General features: G+C 46.1%; 15 protein-coding genes. 1 reads left to right on the top strand and 14 read right to left on the bottom strand.

Annotated elements, in window-relative coordinates:
- The first annotated feature begins 42 nt into the window (after nucleotides 1–42).
- On the top strand, nucleotides 43–855 hold the full coding sequence (locus tag HBAL_RS16225; protein WP_012778016.1) for an alpha/beta hydrolase: 813 nt from the start codon (nucleotides 43–45) through the stop codon (nucleotides 853–855).
- Nucleotides 856–982: 127 nt separating this feature from the next.
- On the opposite strand, the gene HBAL_RS00780 is transcribed toward HBAL_RS16225, so the two are convergent.
- From HBAL_RS00780 to HBAL_RS00715, 14 genes are all read right to left on the bottom strand, one after another.
- The gene (locus HBAL_RS00780; protein ID WP_012778015.1) at nucleotides 983–1,378 is read right to left on the bottom strand and encodes a F0F1 ATP synthase subunit epsilon; all 396 of its coding nucleotides are present in this window, start codon (nucleotides 1,376–1,378) and stop codon (nucleotides 983–985) included.
- Complete coding sequence (locus HBAL_RS00775; RefSeq protein WP_012778014.1) at nucleotides 1,375–1,581, bottom strand: hypothetical protein; 207 nt, start codon at nucleotides 1,579–1,581, stop codon at nucleotides 1,375–1,377. Before HBAL_RS00775 ends, HBAL_RS00780 begins: the two co-directional genes overlap by 4 nt.
- 8 nt (nucleotides 1,582–1,589) lie before the next feature.
- Nucleotides 1,590–3,017 carry a F0F1 ATP synthase subunit beta gene (atpD, locus tag HBAL_RS00770; RefSeq protein WP_012778013.1) on the bottom strand — a complete coding sequence of 476 codons (1,428 nt, stop codon included), beginning with the start codon at nucleotides 3,015–3,017 and terminating at the stop codon, nucleotides 1,590–1,592.
- A 21-nt stretch (nucleotides 3,018–3,038) separates the two neighbouring features.
- Nucleotides 3,039–3,920 (bottom strand): F0F1 ATP synthase subunit gamma, encoded by an 882-nt coding sequence (locus tag HBAL_RS00765; protein ID WP_012778012.1) that lies wholly within the window; start codon nucleotides 3,918–3,920, stop codon nucleotides 3,039–3,041.
- Nucleotides 3,921–3,953: 33 nt separating this feature from the next.
- Nucleotides 3,954–5,486, bottom strand: a complete 1,533-nt coding sequence (gene atpA / locus HBAL_RS00760) for a F0F1 ATP synthase subunit alpha (protein ID WP_012778011.1) — start codon at nucleotides 5,484–5,486, stop codon at nucleotides 3,954–3,956.
- Between the two features lie 4 nt (nucleotides 5,487–5,490).
- Nucleotides 5,491–6,051: an ATP synthase F1 subunit delta gene (atpH, locus tag HBAL_RS00755; RefSeq protein ID WP_012778010.1), complete on the bottom strand. Its 561-nt coding sequence runs from the start codon at nucleotides 6,049–6,051 to the stop codon at nucleotides 5,491–5,493.
- A gap of 243 nt (nucleotides 6,052–6,294) precedes the next feature.
- The gene (locus HBAL_RS00750; RefSeq protein ID WP_012778009.1) at nucleotides 6,295–7,134 is read right to left on the bottom strand and encodes a CheR family methyltransferase; all 840 of its coding nucleotides are present in this window, start codon (nucleotides 7,132–7,134) and stop codon (nucleotides 6,295–6,297) included.
- Entirely contained in the window at nucleotides 7,135–8,238 is a 1,104-nt protein-coding gene (locus HBAL_RS00745; RefSeq protein WP_012778008.1) for a protein-glutamate methylesterase/protein-glutamine glutaminase, read from the bottom strand.
- Nucleotides 8,239–8,292: 54 nt separating this feature from the next.
- On the bottom strand, nucleotides 8,293–8,658 hold the full coding sequence (locus HBAL_RS00740; RefSeq protein ID WP_012778007.1) for a response regulator: 366 nt from the start codon (nucleotides 8,656–8,658) through the stop codon (nucleotides 8,293–8,295).
- 12 nt (nucleotides 8,659–8,670) lie between these two features.
- Nucleotides 8,671–9,123, bottom strand: coding sequence for a chemotaxis protein CheW (locus tag HBAL_RS00735; RefSeq protein WP_012778006.1), 453 nt, complete (start codon nucleotides 9,121–9,123; stop codon nucleotides 8,671–8,673).
- The gene (locus HBAL_RS00730) at nucleotides 9,120–11,825 is read right to left on the bottom strand and encodes a chemotaxis protein CheW (RefSeq protein ID WP_012778005.1); all 2,706 of its coding nucleotides are present in this window, start codon (nucleotides 11,823–11,825) and stop codon (nucleotides 9,120–9,122) included. The genes HBAL_RS00735 and HBAL_RS00730 overlap by 4 nt, the downstream gene beginning before the upstream one ends.
- Nucleotides 11,826–11,938: 113 nt before the next feature.
- Nucleotides 11,939–12,559: a histidine phosphotransferase family protein gene (locus HBAL_RS00725; protein WP_012778004.1), complete on the bottom strand. Its 621-nt coding sequence runs from the start codon at nucleotides 12,557–12,559 to the stop codon at nucleotides 11,939–11,941.
- Between the two features lie 214 nt (nucleotides 12,560–12,773).
- Nucleotides 12,774–13,133 (bottom strand): YdbL family protein, encoded by a 360-nt coding sequence (locus HBAL_RS00720; protein ID WP_012778003.1) that lies wholly within the window; start codon nucleotides 13,131–13,133, stop codon nucleotides 12,774–12,776.
- On the bottom strand, nucleotides 13,133–13,327 hold the full coding sequence (locus HBAL_RS00715) for a YnbE family lipoprotein (protein WP_012778002.1): 195 nt from the start codon (nucleotides 13,325–13,327) through the stop codon (nucleotides 13,133–13,135). Before HBAL_RS00715 ends, HBAL_RS00720 begins: the two co-directional genes overlap by 1 nt.
- Nucleotides 13,328–13,341: the final 14 nt, after the last annotated feature.

Below are 13,341 nucleotides of genomic sequence, written 5' to 3'. Positions count from 1 at the left end.
GACATTAACTCTTAACCAAATAGAATATGGGTTGAGGTAGTAATGAGTAAATCAGTTCTGTTCCTACATGGACTGGGTGGCAGCGGTGAAGACTGGAAAAATGCAGTTTCACTCTTTGAAAAACACGGCTGGCGCTGCGAAGCACCAACCATGTTCCCTCACCTAAGATGCCGCAAATCTCCCCCAGAAGCGCTGAATAATCTTGGGTTTAATGACTGGGTCAAAGCCGCTTCCCATTATGCAAATCAAATTGAAGAAGAAGAAGGCGACAAGCCCCTTGTTATCGGTCATTGCCTCGGCGGTTTGATTGCTCAAAAACTTATGGAATATGGGGATGTTCAAGGCGGTATTTTCATCAACCCCATTGCTGATGAAACCACACGCGCGCAAGGTCAGAAACATTCCAGTGCTTTGGGATATGCAAGCTATTTGCTGACACCTCAGGCAAACAAAACACCCTTTCATTCAATCGGTCTTAATTGGGGTTTCCTCAATTGCATACCCTCAGAGAAACGCTCTGAATTGATCAGCAATCTGCGATATGAATCTTCCAGATTAAGAGCGGAACTTGCAAACCTAGAGACCATTGCGGGAAACACAGCACAGATTGATGTTCACAACATTGCACACCCGACACTTACAATTGGATGCGGGAAAAACCGTGTCGTCTCCAGTAAGTCAAGCCAAATCACGGCACGTAATTGGCTGTACGCAGACATCGCTGGTGAATATGTTGAGTTTGAAGATTTGGGGCATTGGATATTTGAGTCCGCACAAGCTTCTAACTTATACTCGCACATTCTTGACTGGTCTAAAAACCACATCAAGCAGCCAGTATTCTCACATGCAGCTTAATAAAAGCGAATGGGCCGATTTTTCCGATTGCGGCCCTACAATATAACAAACTTTCCAATTTCAGATACAAAAAAGCCGACCAATCTATATGACTCGTCGGCTTAAAATATTTGATCGTGAAACTTCCTTAAGCAGCAGCAATCAATGCTTCAAGGTAAGTGATTGTTTCAGTCAAATGCTCTTTTTCATGGTCATCTTCAGCTGCGATGAGCGCATCTTGTGCCTCTGCTAAAGCTGTTTTTGACGCAGATGCATCAAAACCATCAAGATTAATTGCTTCTTCAGCAAGTACTGTCAGCCCTTGAGGCGTTACATCTGCAAAGCCAGAACGCACGAAAAGACGCGTCCGTGCATCACCTTCAAATACTTCAACAACACCGGCTTTTAAGGTGGTCATAAATGGTGCGTGGCCCGGCAATACACCGAACTGACCTTCAGAACCGGGTGCATCTACCTGATCAACTTCACCAGAGAAAAGTTCGCGCTCAGGCGATACGAGAGAAAAGTGTAGTTTGTCGCTCATTCCTGAACTCCAGTGTCCAAATTCTTATCAACCAAAGGATCAAAAAGCTGTGTCGCTTTTTCGAATTTGTCGCGGCAACCCGTGTTGCAAAACCCGACAACTTCTCCTTTGTAGAGTGTCAACGCATCGGCGTTAACTGGTTCGCCCGACCAAGGACATATGCTATTCACACAATCCTTTATGTCGAGCGATCCGTTTTTCATATCAGCTCTTAAGCAGCTTCTGCAGCCATTTTTTGAGCTTTTTCAACTACGTCTTTAATGCCACCACACATGAGGAAAGCTTGCTCAGGCAAGTCATCATATTTACCGGCAATAATGTCACGGAAGCTTTCCACTGTTTCTTTAAGGTCAACCAACACACCAGGTGTGTTTGTAAAGATCTCAGCAACGTGGAATGGCTGTGACAAGAAACGCTCAACTTTACGCGCACGGGCAACGGTCATTTTGTCATCTTCTGACAATTCGTCCATACCCAAGATCGCGATGATGTCTTGTAGCTCTTTATATTTCTGCAAGATCTCTTGAACGTCACGAGACACTTGGTAGTGCTCTTCACCAACAACGTCAGCAGAAAGGATACGTGATGTTGAGTCTAGCGGGTCCACAGCTGGGTAAATACCCTTCTCTGAAATCGCACGGTTAAGAACTGTTGTCGCATCCAAGTGAGCAAATGATGTGGCTGGCGCAGGGTCAGTCAAGTCATCCGCAGGTACGTAGATCGCTTGCACAGACGTAATAGAACCTTTGTGCGTTGATGTAATACGCTCTTGTAGTCCACCCATGTCAGTTGCAAGTGTCGGCTGGTAACCCACAGCAGATGGGATACGACCAAGAAGCGCAGACACCTCAGAACCAGCTTGTGTGAAACGGAAGATGTTGTCCACGAAGAACAGAACGTCTTTACCTTCTTCATCACGGAAATACTCAGCTTGAGCAAGACCAGTCAAAGCAACACGCGCACGCGCACCTGGAGGCTCGTTCATCTGACCGTAAACAAGCGTTGCACGAGAGTCTCCGCCGCCGCCTTCTTCGTTCACTTTAGATTCGATCATCTCCCAGTAAAGGTCGTTACCTTCACGCGTACGCTCACCCACACCAGCGAACACTGAGTATCCACCATATGCTTTCGCGATGTTGTTGATCAATTCCATGATCAAAACGGTTTTACCAACACCGGCACCACCAAAGAGACCAATTTTACCACCTTTTGCATATGGGCAAAGAAGGTCGATAACTTTGATACCTGTGGCCAGAACTTCTGACTCAGGGTTCTGATCAACAAAATCAGGTGCTGATGCGTGGATAGCGCGACGTTCTGAAGTCGCGATTTCACCCGCTTCATCAATTGGCTCACCGATCACATTCATGATGCGGCCAAGTGTTGCTGGGCCAACTGGAACCATGATTGGCTCACCAGTGTCTGTCACTGGGTGACCACGTGTAAGTCCCTCAGTCGCGTCCATAGCGATCGTGCGAACAGTGTTCTCACCAAGGTGCTGAGCAACCTCAAGAACAAGCTTGTTGCCGTTATTGTCAGTTACAAGTGCGTTCAGGATGTCTGGAAGTGTGCCGTCGAATTCAACGTCAACAACGGCCCCAATGACCTGACTAATCTTTCCTTTGGCTGTCGTCGCCATAGTGTATGCTCCCGGTCGGTCCTAGAGTGCTTCCGCACCCGAGATGATTTCTGTAAGTTCTGTTGTGATCTGCGCCTGACGGGCGCGGTTATATGTCAAGTTCAGGCTATCAATCATTTCGCCAGCATTGCGTGTAGCGTTATCCATAGCCGTCATACGAGCACCCTGCTCACCAGCTGAACTTTCAAGAAGTGCTGATAATATTTGAGTGTTCAAATAACGCGGTAAAAGCGCTTCAAGAATCTCCGTTTCACCCGGCTCATATAAATATGTTGCGCCTTTAAGATCCACCTTCGGTGCGTCTTCTGGGGCTACAGCAGGGATAAGCTGCTGAGAAACAGGTTTCTGGCTCAATACATTCTTGAACTCTGCATAAATAAATGAGCAGACGTCAAATGCGCCATCTTCATACATATCTGTGATTTGACGACCAATCCGTCCGGCGACTTCACCATTCAGTTCTTTTTCGCCACGCAGATCAATATGATCGACAATAATTTTTCCAAATTCACGCTTTAAAGAGTCATTTCCCTTTTTACCGATTGTCAGAACTTTTACGTCCTTCCCATCAGCTTGAAGTGAAAGTATCTTTGTCCGCGCTAATTTAGCGACGTTTCCGTTAAAACCACCACATAGACCACGCTCTGCTGTTAGAACAACAACGAGGTGTGTTTGGTCGCTTCCAGTGCCAGCAAGAAGACGAGGACCGCCTTCACCAACACCGACGGAATCGGCCAAATTGCCGATGACTGCAGCCATACGCTGAGCGTAAGGACGTGCGGCCTCAGCCGCTTCCTGCGCACGTTTCAGCTTAGCTGCGGCCACCATTTGCATGGCCTTCGTGATTTTTTGCGTTGACTTCACACTCGCTATGCGAGCGCGAAGATCTTTCAAGCTGGCCATTTATCAGCCTCTCAACTGTTTGCCCGAATTACTTTAGCTAAATGTTTTGTTGAACGCTTCGATCAACTCTTTCACTTTACCTTCAGTGTCACCGGACAATTTCTTCTCGTCGCGAATAGTTTTAAGCAAATCAGCGTGGTTAGCATGAGCAAAGCTCAGAAGTTCTGCTTCATAACGCTGAACATCATCAACTTTCACACCATCCAAGTAACCGCGTGTACCTGCGTAAATTGATACAACTTGCTCTTCCAATGACAATGGAGAGTATTGTGGTTGTTTCAATAGAGCTGTTAGACGCTCACCACGTGCCAATTGACGCTGTGTCGCTGGGTCTAGATCAGAACCAAATTTAGCAAATGCAGCCATCTCACGGAACTGAGCCAAATCAGATTTCATTGTACCAGCAACTTGTTTCGTTGCTTTGTACTGAGCTGATGACCCCACACGAGATACTGATAGACCAACGTTCACAGCTGGACGGATACCTTGGTAGAACAAGTCTGTTTCAAGGAAGATTTGACCGTCTGTAATCGAAATCACGTTTGTTGGAATAAACGCAGACACGTCGTTACCTTGTGTTTCGATAATGGGCAAAGCTGTTAGTGAACCGGAACCGTTGTTTTCGTTCAATTTCGCTGAACGCTCAAGCAAACGACTGTGAAGATAGAACACATCCCCAGGATAAGCTTCACGACCAGGAGGACGACGAAGAAGCAAAGACATTTGGCGGTAAGCCACAGCTTGCTTAGACAAGTCATCATAAATGATCAAAGCGTGCATACCGTTATCACGGAAATACTCACCCATTGCTGTTGCCGTAAACGGTGCAATGTATTGAAGAGGTGCAGGCTCAGATGCAGTCGCAGAAACAACGATTGTGTAGTCTAGTGCGCCGCGCTCTTCGAGAGTTTTAACAACTTGAGCAACTGTTGAACGTTTTTGACCAATAGCAACATAGATACAGTAAAGCTTTTCGCTTTCAGATCCTGTTTCGTTGATTGCTTTTTGGTTCAAAATTGCATCAATCGCAATCGCAGTTTTACCTGTCTGACGGTCACCAATGATAAGCTCACGTTGACCACGACCGATTGGAACCAAAGTATCAATCGCTTTGATACCTGTCGCCATTGGCTCGTGAACAGATTTACGTGGCAAGATACCAGGCGCTTTAACATCTACACGGCTACGTGTTTCAACGCCTTCAAGCTCACCTTTACCATCGATTGGCTCACCAAGTGCGTTTACAACGCGACCAAGCATACCTTTACCAACTGGTGCAGACACAATCTCTTCAAGGCGTTTTACGTTTTCGCCTTCTTTGATTCCACGGTCGTCACCAAAGATAACAACACCGACGTTGTCACTCTCGAGGTTAAGGGCCATACCCTTAACACCACTTTCAAACTGTACCATCTCACCAGCTTGAACATTGTCCAAACCATAGATACGAGCAATACCGTCACCTACGGACAAAACTTGTCCAACATCGGATACAGTTGCCTCGGCACCGTAATTAGTAATCTGCGCCTTCAGGATTTCTGAAATTTCAGCGGCACGAATGTCCATTGGGCTAGGCCCCTTTCATCGCGTTCGTCAAACCATCGAGTTTCGTGCGAAGAGACGCGTCTACGAGACGAGATCCCACACGAAGTTGAAGCCCGCCAATGAGAGCGGGATCGACTTCTAATTCAATATCCACATCACGACCAAGTGCTGTAGAGACTGTAGAAGTCAGTTTAGTGGCCTCAGCGGCCGTTAATTTTTGAGCGCTCACTGCAACAACGCGGGTCATACCACGATGTTGAGCTGCGCGCTCGGAAAATGCTTTTGCAATACCCACAAGATCGCCCGCACGGCCATTTTGTGAAACGACACCAATAAAGCGCCCTGCTAATTCAGGCAACTCTATTTTGGCTGCGATTTTTTCAAGCACAGCTGCTTTGTCTTCAACAGAATGAAGTGGAGATGCCAATGCTTTAGAAAGAGAACCGTCGGCATTAATTAGGTCAGCAAGAACGTTCAGACCAGCCTCAACGCTGTCTAGTTCATTTGCTTCCAATGCCAGGTCGAACAACGCTTTTGCGTAGCGTTGTGCCGCTCCTGAGGAGGAGGAGTTCGATGATGCGCCCAAAATCTTGCCCGCTTACTCTGAGCATCACCGCGACAATGCTACAGGAATTAGTGTCCCAAAAATTTATGAGGTAGTTTCTATCTTTCGCGGAGATGACACCTCAATCGCGCGGGTCGTAGCATGGGGTTTGAGAGCTGACAACTATTGAGATCGTCGATTGGTCGTGTTTTTCACGACCAATATGCCGCACCCATCATTCTGTGTGCGGTATAATCCCATTAAACCAGCCTCAAACCATATTCACTACGCCGCGCGGATTCCACCATTCGCATTGCCGTCACTTGAAAATTGATACAAGCCACGACGTTCTTTCATCGCTTGGAATTTTTTGGTCACGCCAATAACGGTCTCTGCAGCACCTAACAATAAATACCCTTGAGGGTTCATGACAGTCGCCACGCGTTCCAAAACTTGTGTTTTCGTAGGTTGGTCAAAATAGATCAGCACATTTCGAATAAACACCACATCAAATTTTCCAAACATTGTGGGCTGTTCCATGAGGTTGTGTTCACGGAAAGTCACCATGGAGCGGATTTTGTCCGAAATTTGCCAAAGGTCATCTTTTTGTTTGAAATGTTTCATCATCATTTGAATTGGCAGACCACGCTGCACTTCAAATTGAGAATACAATCCTGTTTTTGCTTTTTCCAAAACGCGAGGTGAAATGTCTGTCGCTACGATTTCAACTGGCACACCACGTGTTAGAGCAGGATTATCTTCAAGCATCATGGCTAAAGAATATGGCTCTTGCCCTGTTGAACAAGCTGCACACCAAATACGGATACGAGGTTTTTGTTGCGCAGCAAGACCTGGGAGAGCAACATCTTTCATCAATTCAAAAGGTGTTTTGTCACGAAAGAAAAATGTTTCATTCGTTGTCATTACATCAACAATTTGAGCAATTAATCGCTCATCACGGCGAGAACGAACCACTTGAAGCAAGTCCTCTATTGAGGCCAATCCTTCTTTACGTGCCAAAGGAGCCAGACGGCTTTCTAGCAAATAAGTTTTGTCTGTCGTTAACTGTATACCCGCTCGACGGTGCAAAAGCCCCGAAACAAAATCAAAATCCGAACTATTCACCTATGCCACTCCATTCATATATTTAAGCGTCAACTTACCAAGCTCAGGAATTGGCTTAATTTCATCAGCCCATCCAGCCTGTGCGATTGCGCCCGGCATTCCCCACACCACACTTGAAGCTTCGTCTTGGACGATCACCCGTCCGCCAGCCTCACTTATTAATTTCGCGCCATCTCGGCCGTCATGCCCCATGCCGGTCAAAACAACGCTCAATACTGATCCTCCAAAAACCTCAACACCCGACTGAAACAACGGGTCCACCGAAGGACGACAAAAATTGACTTGAGGAGACTGATCTAGCTTGATCACCTGCCCCACACCTTGTTTTTCAATCCGCATATGCCAATTGCCAGGTGCAAGATAAATGTGGTCAGGCTGAACCAAATCACCATTTTGCGGCTCGATGCATTTACGCCCAGTTACCTGAGTCAGCTTTTCAGCAAGAATCGTCGTAAAAGTGGCTGGCATATGCTGCACGATAAAAATCGGAGCTTTTATGCTATTTGCGATCGGCCCTAAAAAATTCTGCAATGCTTGTGGTCCACCTGTCGATGAACCAACTAAAACGGCTCTAGGGCGAAAAATTGCAGATTTGCTAGCAGCTAAAGCAGGTCGTGGTCGAGGTGGCGGCAATGGTGCACGGCGTGCAGGGTTTGCAGCTGCTTGTGCAGCTCCACCTAAAGCACGCACTTTAGCAATCAGGTCTTTTTGGTAAGCTGTCGCTCCACCTAATCCAGTTGCTTCAGGTTTGGAAATATAATCCGCCGCACCCAGTGACATTGCGCGGAGTGTCGTTGTTGCACCCTCCCGCGTCAACGTAGATGCCATGATGATCCGTGCGTGCGGCGCAAGCTTTAACAGCTGCGGCAGCGCTGTGAGACCATCCATACGCGGCATTTCAACATCAAGGATAATGACATCCGGTTTTGCAGCAACCACATCTGAGACAGCACGCAAGCCATCTGTGCTCACGGCGACAATTTCAATGTCGTTTTCGACTTCAAGCCATCGTTTTGTCAGACCTCGCACAACTGCGCTATCGTCTACGACCATGACTCGTATCGTCTGTCCATAGGACCGGTTTGTCGCAAAAGCGTTCACCATTAAAATCCCTTCAACTTCATGAAATCAACCAAAAAAATGCTGCTTAGCAGACGCTTAAACTAGGCCCACTTCAGCGAATTTTGATTCTATAATTTCACTGTCAAAAGGTTTCATAATGTATTCATTGGCACCTGAACGAATGGCCTCAGCAATGTGAGACATATCATTTTCAGTTGTACAGAAAACAACTGTTGGACGATCACCGCCTGGCTCTCTACGCAAAGCACGAAGGAAATCGATTCCGTTCATGACCGGCATATTCCAATCAAGCAAAATCGCTTCGGGCATATCCGCACGGCACTGCTCGAGTGCTTGCTGGCCATCAGCGGCTTCCATTGTATCAAATTTCAAGTCTTCGAGAATGCGGCGAGCAACTTTGCGAACCACACGACTATCATCAACTATCAAACACCGTTTCATTCACGTTATTCCTTATGCTGCCAAGCCCTCATCGGGCTCGCTAACGGCCAATATACGGCCGATGTCCATAACAATTAGTAATTTGTCGTCCATTCTATGCACACCCTTTGAAACAGATGCCCACATTGGGTCTAAGTTCACAGGATTCTGTTCCATATCGCTTTCTTCAAGGCGAACCACTTCACCCACAGAATCGATTATCAAACCAAAGCTTTCACCATTTTGTTCGATACCAATTGCCATGATCTCATCGCGTTTGCCTTCTCTTGGTGGCAGGCCAAGACGCGCTCTAGCATCTATGGCCGTCACAATGCGCCCACGCAAATTCAGCACACCGGCAATATCTGGTTTTGACAAAGGCACTTTCGTAACTTTGGTTGGACGAAAGACATCATGTACTTCCAACACAGAAGTTCCAAATGTTTGAGAACCTATTTGAAAAGTCACATACTCAATCGAGCTCATGCGGCATCTCCTCTCGCTTTAAGCGCTGAATCCAAGGCCATCAACAATGCATGGCGGTCTGCTTTTGGAATACTCATTCCCAATTCAGTCGGCTGTGCGTCATCTCTATTTGACAATCCAAAACGAGGTGCCTGCATCAATTGAGAATTAGCATCAATTGCTTCTGCAAGTCGGCTCACACCCTGACCCGTATCTATATCAGCAAGCACTGCATCAAACGCGACATCCTCAGCCTTGAGAAGCTCAATTGCAGCATCTTCAGTCGGCGCTAATGTGACATGGTAACCAGCCGCTTTAAGCAATGGCGATAACATATTCTGGAAGAATGGATGTGTTTCAACAAGCAATATACGGCGTACATCCTGTTTCGCTGAAGTTGCGGTTCTCGCCCAGTCACGCTGACCTTCGTTCAAGAAGTGGGCAACATCTATAATCTGGGTAGTTTTGCCTTTAAGGACCGCTGCACCCAGAACACCAGGTGTCATTTCGGCCATCTCATAATTTACGGTTTCGTGAACGATATCTAGGATTTCATCCACTGCCACACCAATCACCGTCTCACCTTGGTTGAATACCAAGATAGGCTGTTTGCCTTCTGTCTTGATCATGTGGGATCCAGCCGCATGTACAAGAGGCATCAACTTGCCGCGATATTGAACAACTTGATGTCCTTGAGAACGTTCAAATGTTTCTGCATCCAGATCTTCCAGACGCGTAACAAGGCTAAGCGGACAGGCCAATGGTTCATCACCGCCTGCACGGAATAGAAGAAGCGACATTTTATCATCACTTTGACCATCTTCTGCTTCTTCGTTTGCAGATGTCTGGTTTGCACCCTCAATACTAGAAACTTCTTTGGCCACACCATTTGGATCTAGGATCATGATAACTGATCCATCTCCAAGAATGGTTGCACCAGAATACTGACGCAGACCAGTCAACATATTTGTAAGAGGTTTCACAACAATTTCTTCTGTGTCGAAGACTTGATCAACAACCAGACCAAAGCGTGTATCACCGACTTGCATGACCACGACAAAAGCGTTTCCGCTTTCATCGACAACATCCATGCCTCGACCACCTTCAATACCCAAAATTTCGTTTAGAGCGACAAGTGGCAATAATCTGTCTCTTAGGCGCAATACTTGTGTGTTTGAAATATTCTCGACACGCTGATCACGTTCATTTCCTGTACGAACAAGCTCAACAACAGACAATTGTGGAAGCGCAAACCGCTCTTCACCCACACCAACAATCAATGCTGAAATAATGGCAAGCGTAAGCGGAATTTTGATGAGGAAAGTCGTCCCCTCGCCTTCAGCTGCTCGCAAATCAATGGCACCACCGATAAGCTCGATATTTGTCTTCACCACATCCATACCCACACCGCGACCTGAAATATTGGTCACTTTTGCAGCCGTAGAGAAACCAGGAGCAAATATCAGTCGGTGAATTTGAGCATCTGTCATAGAAGATGCTTCAAGCGAATCGATAATATCTTTTTCAATTGCTTTTTGACGAATGCGATCTGTGTTCAGACCCGCGCCATCATCGGCAACTTCAATGATAATGTGACCACCTTCATGATAAGCACGCAAATGAATCGTACCTGTTTCAGGTTTGCCATTTTCCTTGCGAGCCTGAGGGGTTTCGACACCGTGGTCACATGAGTTTCGGATCATGTGTGTCAAAGGATCTTTGATCAATTCAAGAACTTGACGATCTAGTTCAGTGCTTTCACCATCAAGAACAAGATCAATTTTCTTATCCAAATCCTGACACGCATCACGCACAATACGTGGTAATTTTTTCCATGCAGTCCCGATTGGCTGCATCCGTGTTTTCATAACACCTTCTTGCAATTCCGCTGTAATCGCTGAAAGACGTTGCAATGGTGCTTTAAATTCAGAATCATCAAGACCACGCACCATTTGCATCAATTGGTTACGTGTCAAAACAAGTTCAGAAACCATCGTCATGAGGTCTTCAAGAACATCAACACCCACACGAATTGTCTGGTTTAGTGGTGCGGCCCGCTCCATAGCAGCAGGAGCTGCCGCGACAGGTGCTTCCACTTTTGTAATTGGCTCTGGCGGCGCAACATCATCATCAGCAGAAACAGAATTAAAAGCAGCTTCAAGATCAGCCAGAGACACTTCACCCGGACGAAGTTCACGTCCCAATTGAGCATCCCAATTTGCTGGATCAACTCCCGGAGGCGGCGCGTTCGGGTCCTCTTCTTCATCGTCATCTAATGCATTCAAGACAGCTTCTGCATCATTTGCAGGTGTCTCGTTAGCAGGAGCTGCAGCGCCTTCAGCTAATCCACCATTGGCAGCATCAACTAATCTTGCGATCAATTCTTCATCATTGCCATCAGGCTCAGCTGCATAGCTTTCAAGATGGGTCAAAAGCGCTTTAATCTGGTCAATTGACTCAAGAACCAGTGTCACCGCCTTTGGCGTAACTGGTAAGGCACCATCCCGGAACTTACCCAGCAAAGTCTCGCCCGCATGCGCCACAGCCTCTAGGCGTGGCAGCCCTAAAAATCCACATGTACCTTTGATCGTATGAACAAGGCGGAAAATATTGTTGAGCGTGTCCTTATCATTTGGTTGCGACTCAAATCGCACCAATTCAGTATCAATTACATCAAGACTTTCCGAAGTCTCGGTAAGGAATTCGCTAAGAAGATCGTCCATATCTATGCCCGCTTCACTATTCGCCTCGGATTCGAGGCAGGTGATTAAGCTATAGAAAACGACCTGAGAGTTAAGAAATGATGTTCAATTCACGAACTCTCAGTTAAAAATTTCTATTCAGGTGTAGAACATTTCAATGAAATTTCTTCTTCCGCCGTTGCCAACTCAATAATTGCACCAATTTCTCGTGCACATTCACGTGCGAAATAAGGCTGTATATTCTTGGCTATCCACCCACCTTCTGGCTCTACACCATTGAGAGAATCTCTACGTTCTTCATTCAGGACCACTCGCGGACCCTTACCTTCAACTTTTAAAATGACTTTATCGCCCACTTTTTCAGACGTAACTGATATCATTCCACCTCGTGGCATAGCCGATGTTGCAATCATCATCATATTCATGACCAGACGGACTTGCGCAAAATTTGTTATCTCAGGCGTATCATTCCATTCGAGATCAGCGCGGAAACCCTTCATATAATTTTGACACAGACTGCGTGCCTCATGCAGATCAGCATAACCATCTTGCATGCCAACAGATCCCAAAGCGTATCGAAGAAAAGTCAGCTTATATTCAAGTGTCTCAGAAGAAGACCGGATTAAATCTTCGACATACTCGCGCATGTCTGGATCATTCAGAGAATCTTGAACGAGCTTAAACGAAGAAACTGGAGATACCAGTTCGTGACAAATGTGAGACGCTAGGAGCGCTGCTAACTTCGATGCTTCCATAGTGTGTGACAGCCCTATAAATCAGTTTCTGATTCTCACATAGGAATCACTTCATAGGCGTGAACACAAGCATTGACATTCCAAACAGGCGATTTTCAACGCAATTTTTCAAATTATTTTGGCATAAACAAAGCGATTAGGACCTAATAGGTTTATTTTTAAGTCGCAAACTCCTCTTCTAACTAAAAGAAAATCTGTTATCCCGCCTTAAAAGTCATTCTTTTTGGTACCAGCGCCCTGCTGCATCCATAAAAAATACTCCTGATTGGGCCAATTCATATTGTTTTTGGGCTGTAAGGCCTGAAATCATTGTCAGGCTCTTTCCAGTTGAAAGCGACATCTTGGTATAGACTTCACGGCGGCGCGCATTCACATCAGCCACTAATTGCCGAACATCATTAGGGGCTTTCTCTGCCGACACGAGTCCTAAATATCCATCATATCGTTCACCAACTAATCCCGCGGATTTAACATCCTCCAAAACCGGCTCAGCTCGCATTGGTAAAGATGTAAACGCTGCAATCATAACAACAATAGCAAAACACGATAAAAATCTGACAGGTAATTTCTTCATTAGAAAATATCCGGATTTTCTTCGATGAGTTCATCAATATCCTGATCAAATTTCAGATCGACATTCTGATCAATCGTCACATTCAAATTGATTGTGATAGGCTTTTCAGGAACTTGAACCCGTACAATCGGCGAACATGCGGTCATGGCCAACGCTATAACAACGGAGGAAAGAATAAAATTATTTTTCTTCATTTTTAATCCCCTCC

The organism is Hirschia baltica ATCC 49814 (genome assembly GCF_000023785.1).
GTDB lineage: Bacteria > Pseudomonadota > Alphaproteobacteria > Caulobacterales > Hyphomonadaceae > Hirschia > Hirschia baltica.
Note: the sequence above shows the minus strand (reverse complement) of the source record. Positions and strands in the feature narration are given on the sequence as shown.

Coding starts and splice junctions, on each gene's coding strand:
- HBAL_RS16225 (WP_012778016.1), top strand. CDS start 43: ATGAGTAAATCAGTTCTGTTCCTACATGGACTGGGTGGCAGCGGTGAA.
- HBAL_RS00780 (WP_012778015.1), bottom strand. CDS start 1,378: ATGAGCGACAAACTACACTTTTCTCTCGTATCGCCTGAGCGCGAACTT.
- HBAL_RS00775 (WP_012778014.1), bottom strand. CDS start 1,581: ATGAAAAACGGATCGCTCGACATAAAGGATTGTGTGAATAGCATATGT.
- atpD (WP_012778013.1), bottom strand. CDS start 3,017: ATGGCGACGACAGCCAAAGGAAAGATTAGTCAGGTCATTGGGGCCGTT.
- HBAL_RS00765 (WP_012778012.1), bottom strand. CDS start 3,920: ATGGCCAGCTTGAAAGATCTTCGCGCTCGCATAGCGAGTGTGAAGTCA.
- atpA (WP_012778011.1), bottom strand. CDS start 5,486: ATGGACATTCGTGCCGCTGAAATTTCAGAAATCCTGAAGGCGCAGATT.
- HBAL_RS00745 (WP_012778008.1), bottom strand. CDS start 8,238: ATGGTGAACGCTTTTGCGACAAACCGGTCCTATGGACAGACGATACGA.
- HBAL_RS00740 (WP_012778007.1), bottom strand. CDS start 8,658: ATGAAACGGTGTTTGATAGTTGATGATAGTCGTGTGGTTCGCAAAGTT.
- HBAL_RS00735 (WP_012778006.1), bottom strand. CDS start 9,123: ATGAGCTCGATTGAGTATGTGACTTTTCAAATAGGTTCTCAAACATTT.
- HBAL_RS00730 (WP_012778005.1), bottom strand. CDS start 11,825: ATGGACGATCTTCTTAGCGAATTCCTTACCGAGACTTCGGAAAGTCTT.
- HBAL_RS00725 (WP_012778004.1), bottom strand. CDS start 12,559: ATGGAAGCATCGAAGTTAGCAGCGCTCCTAGCGTCTCACATTTGTCAC.
- HBAL_RS00720 (WP_012778003.1), bottom strand. CDS start 13,133: ATGAAGAAATTACCTGTCAGATTTTTATCGTGTTTTGCTATTGTTGTT.
- HBAL_RS00715 (WP_012778002.1), bottom strand. CDS start 13,327: ATGAAGAAAAATAATTTTATTCTTTCCTCCGTTGTTATAGCGTTGGCC.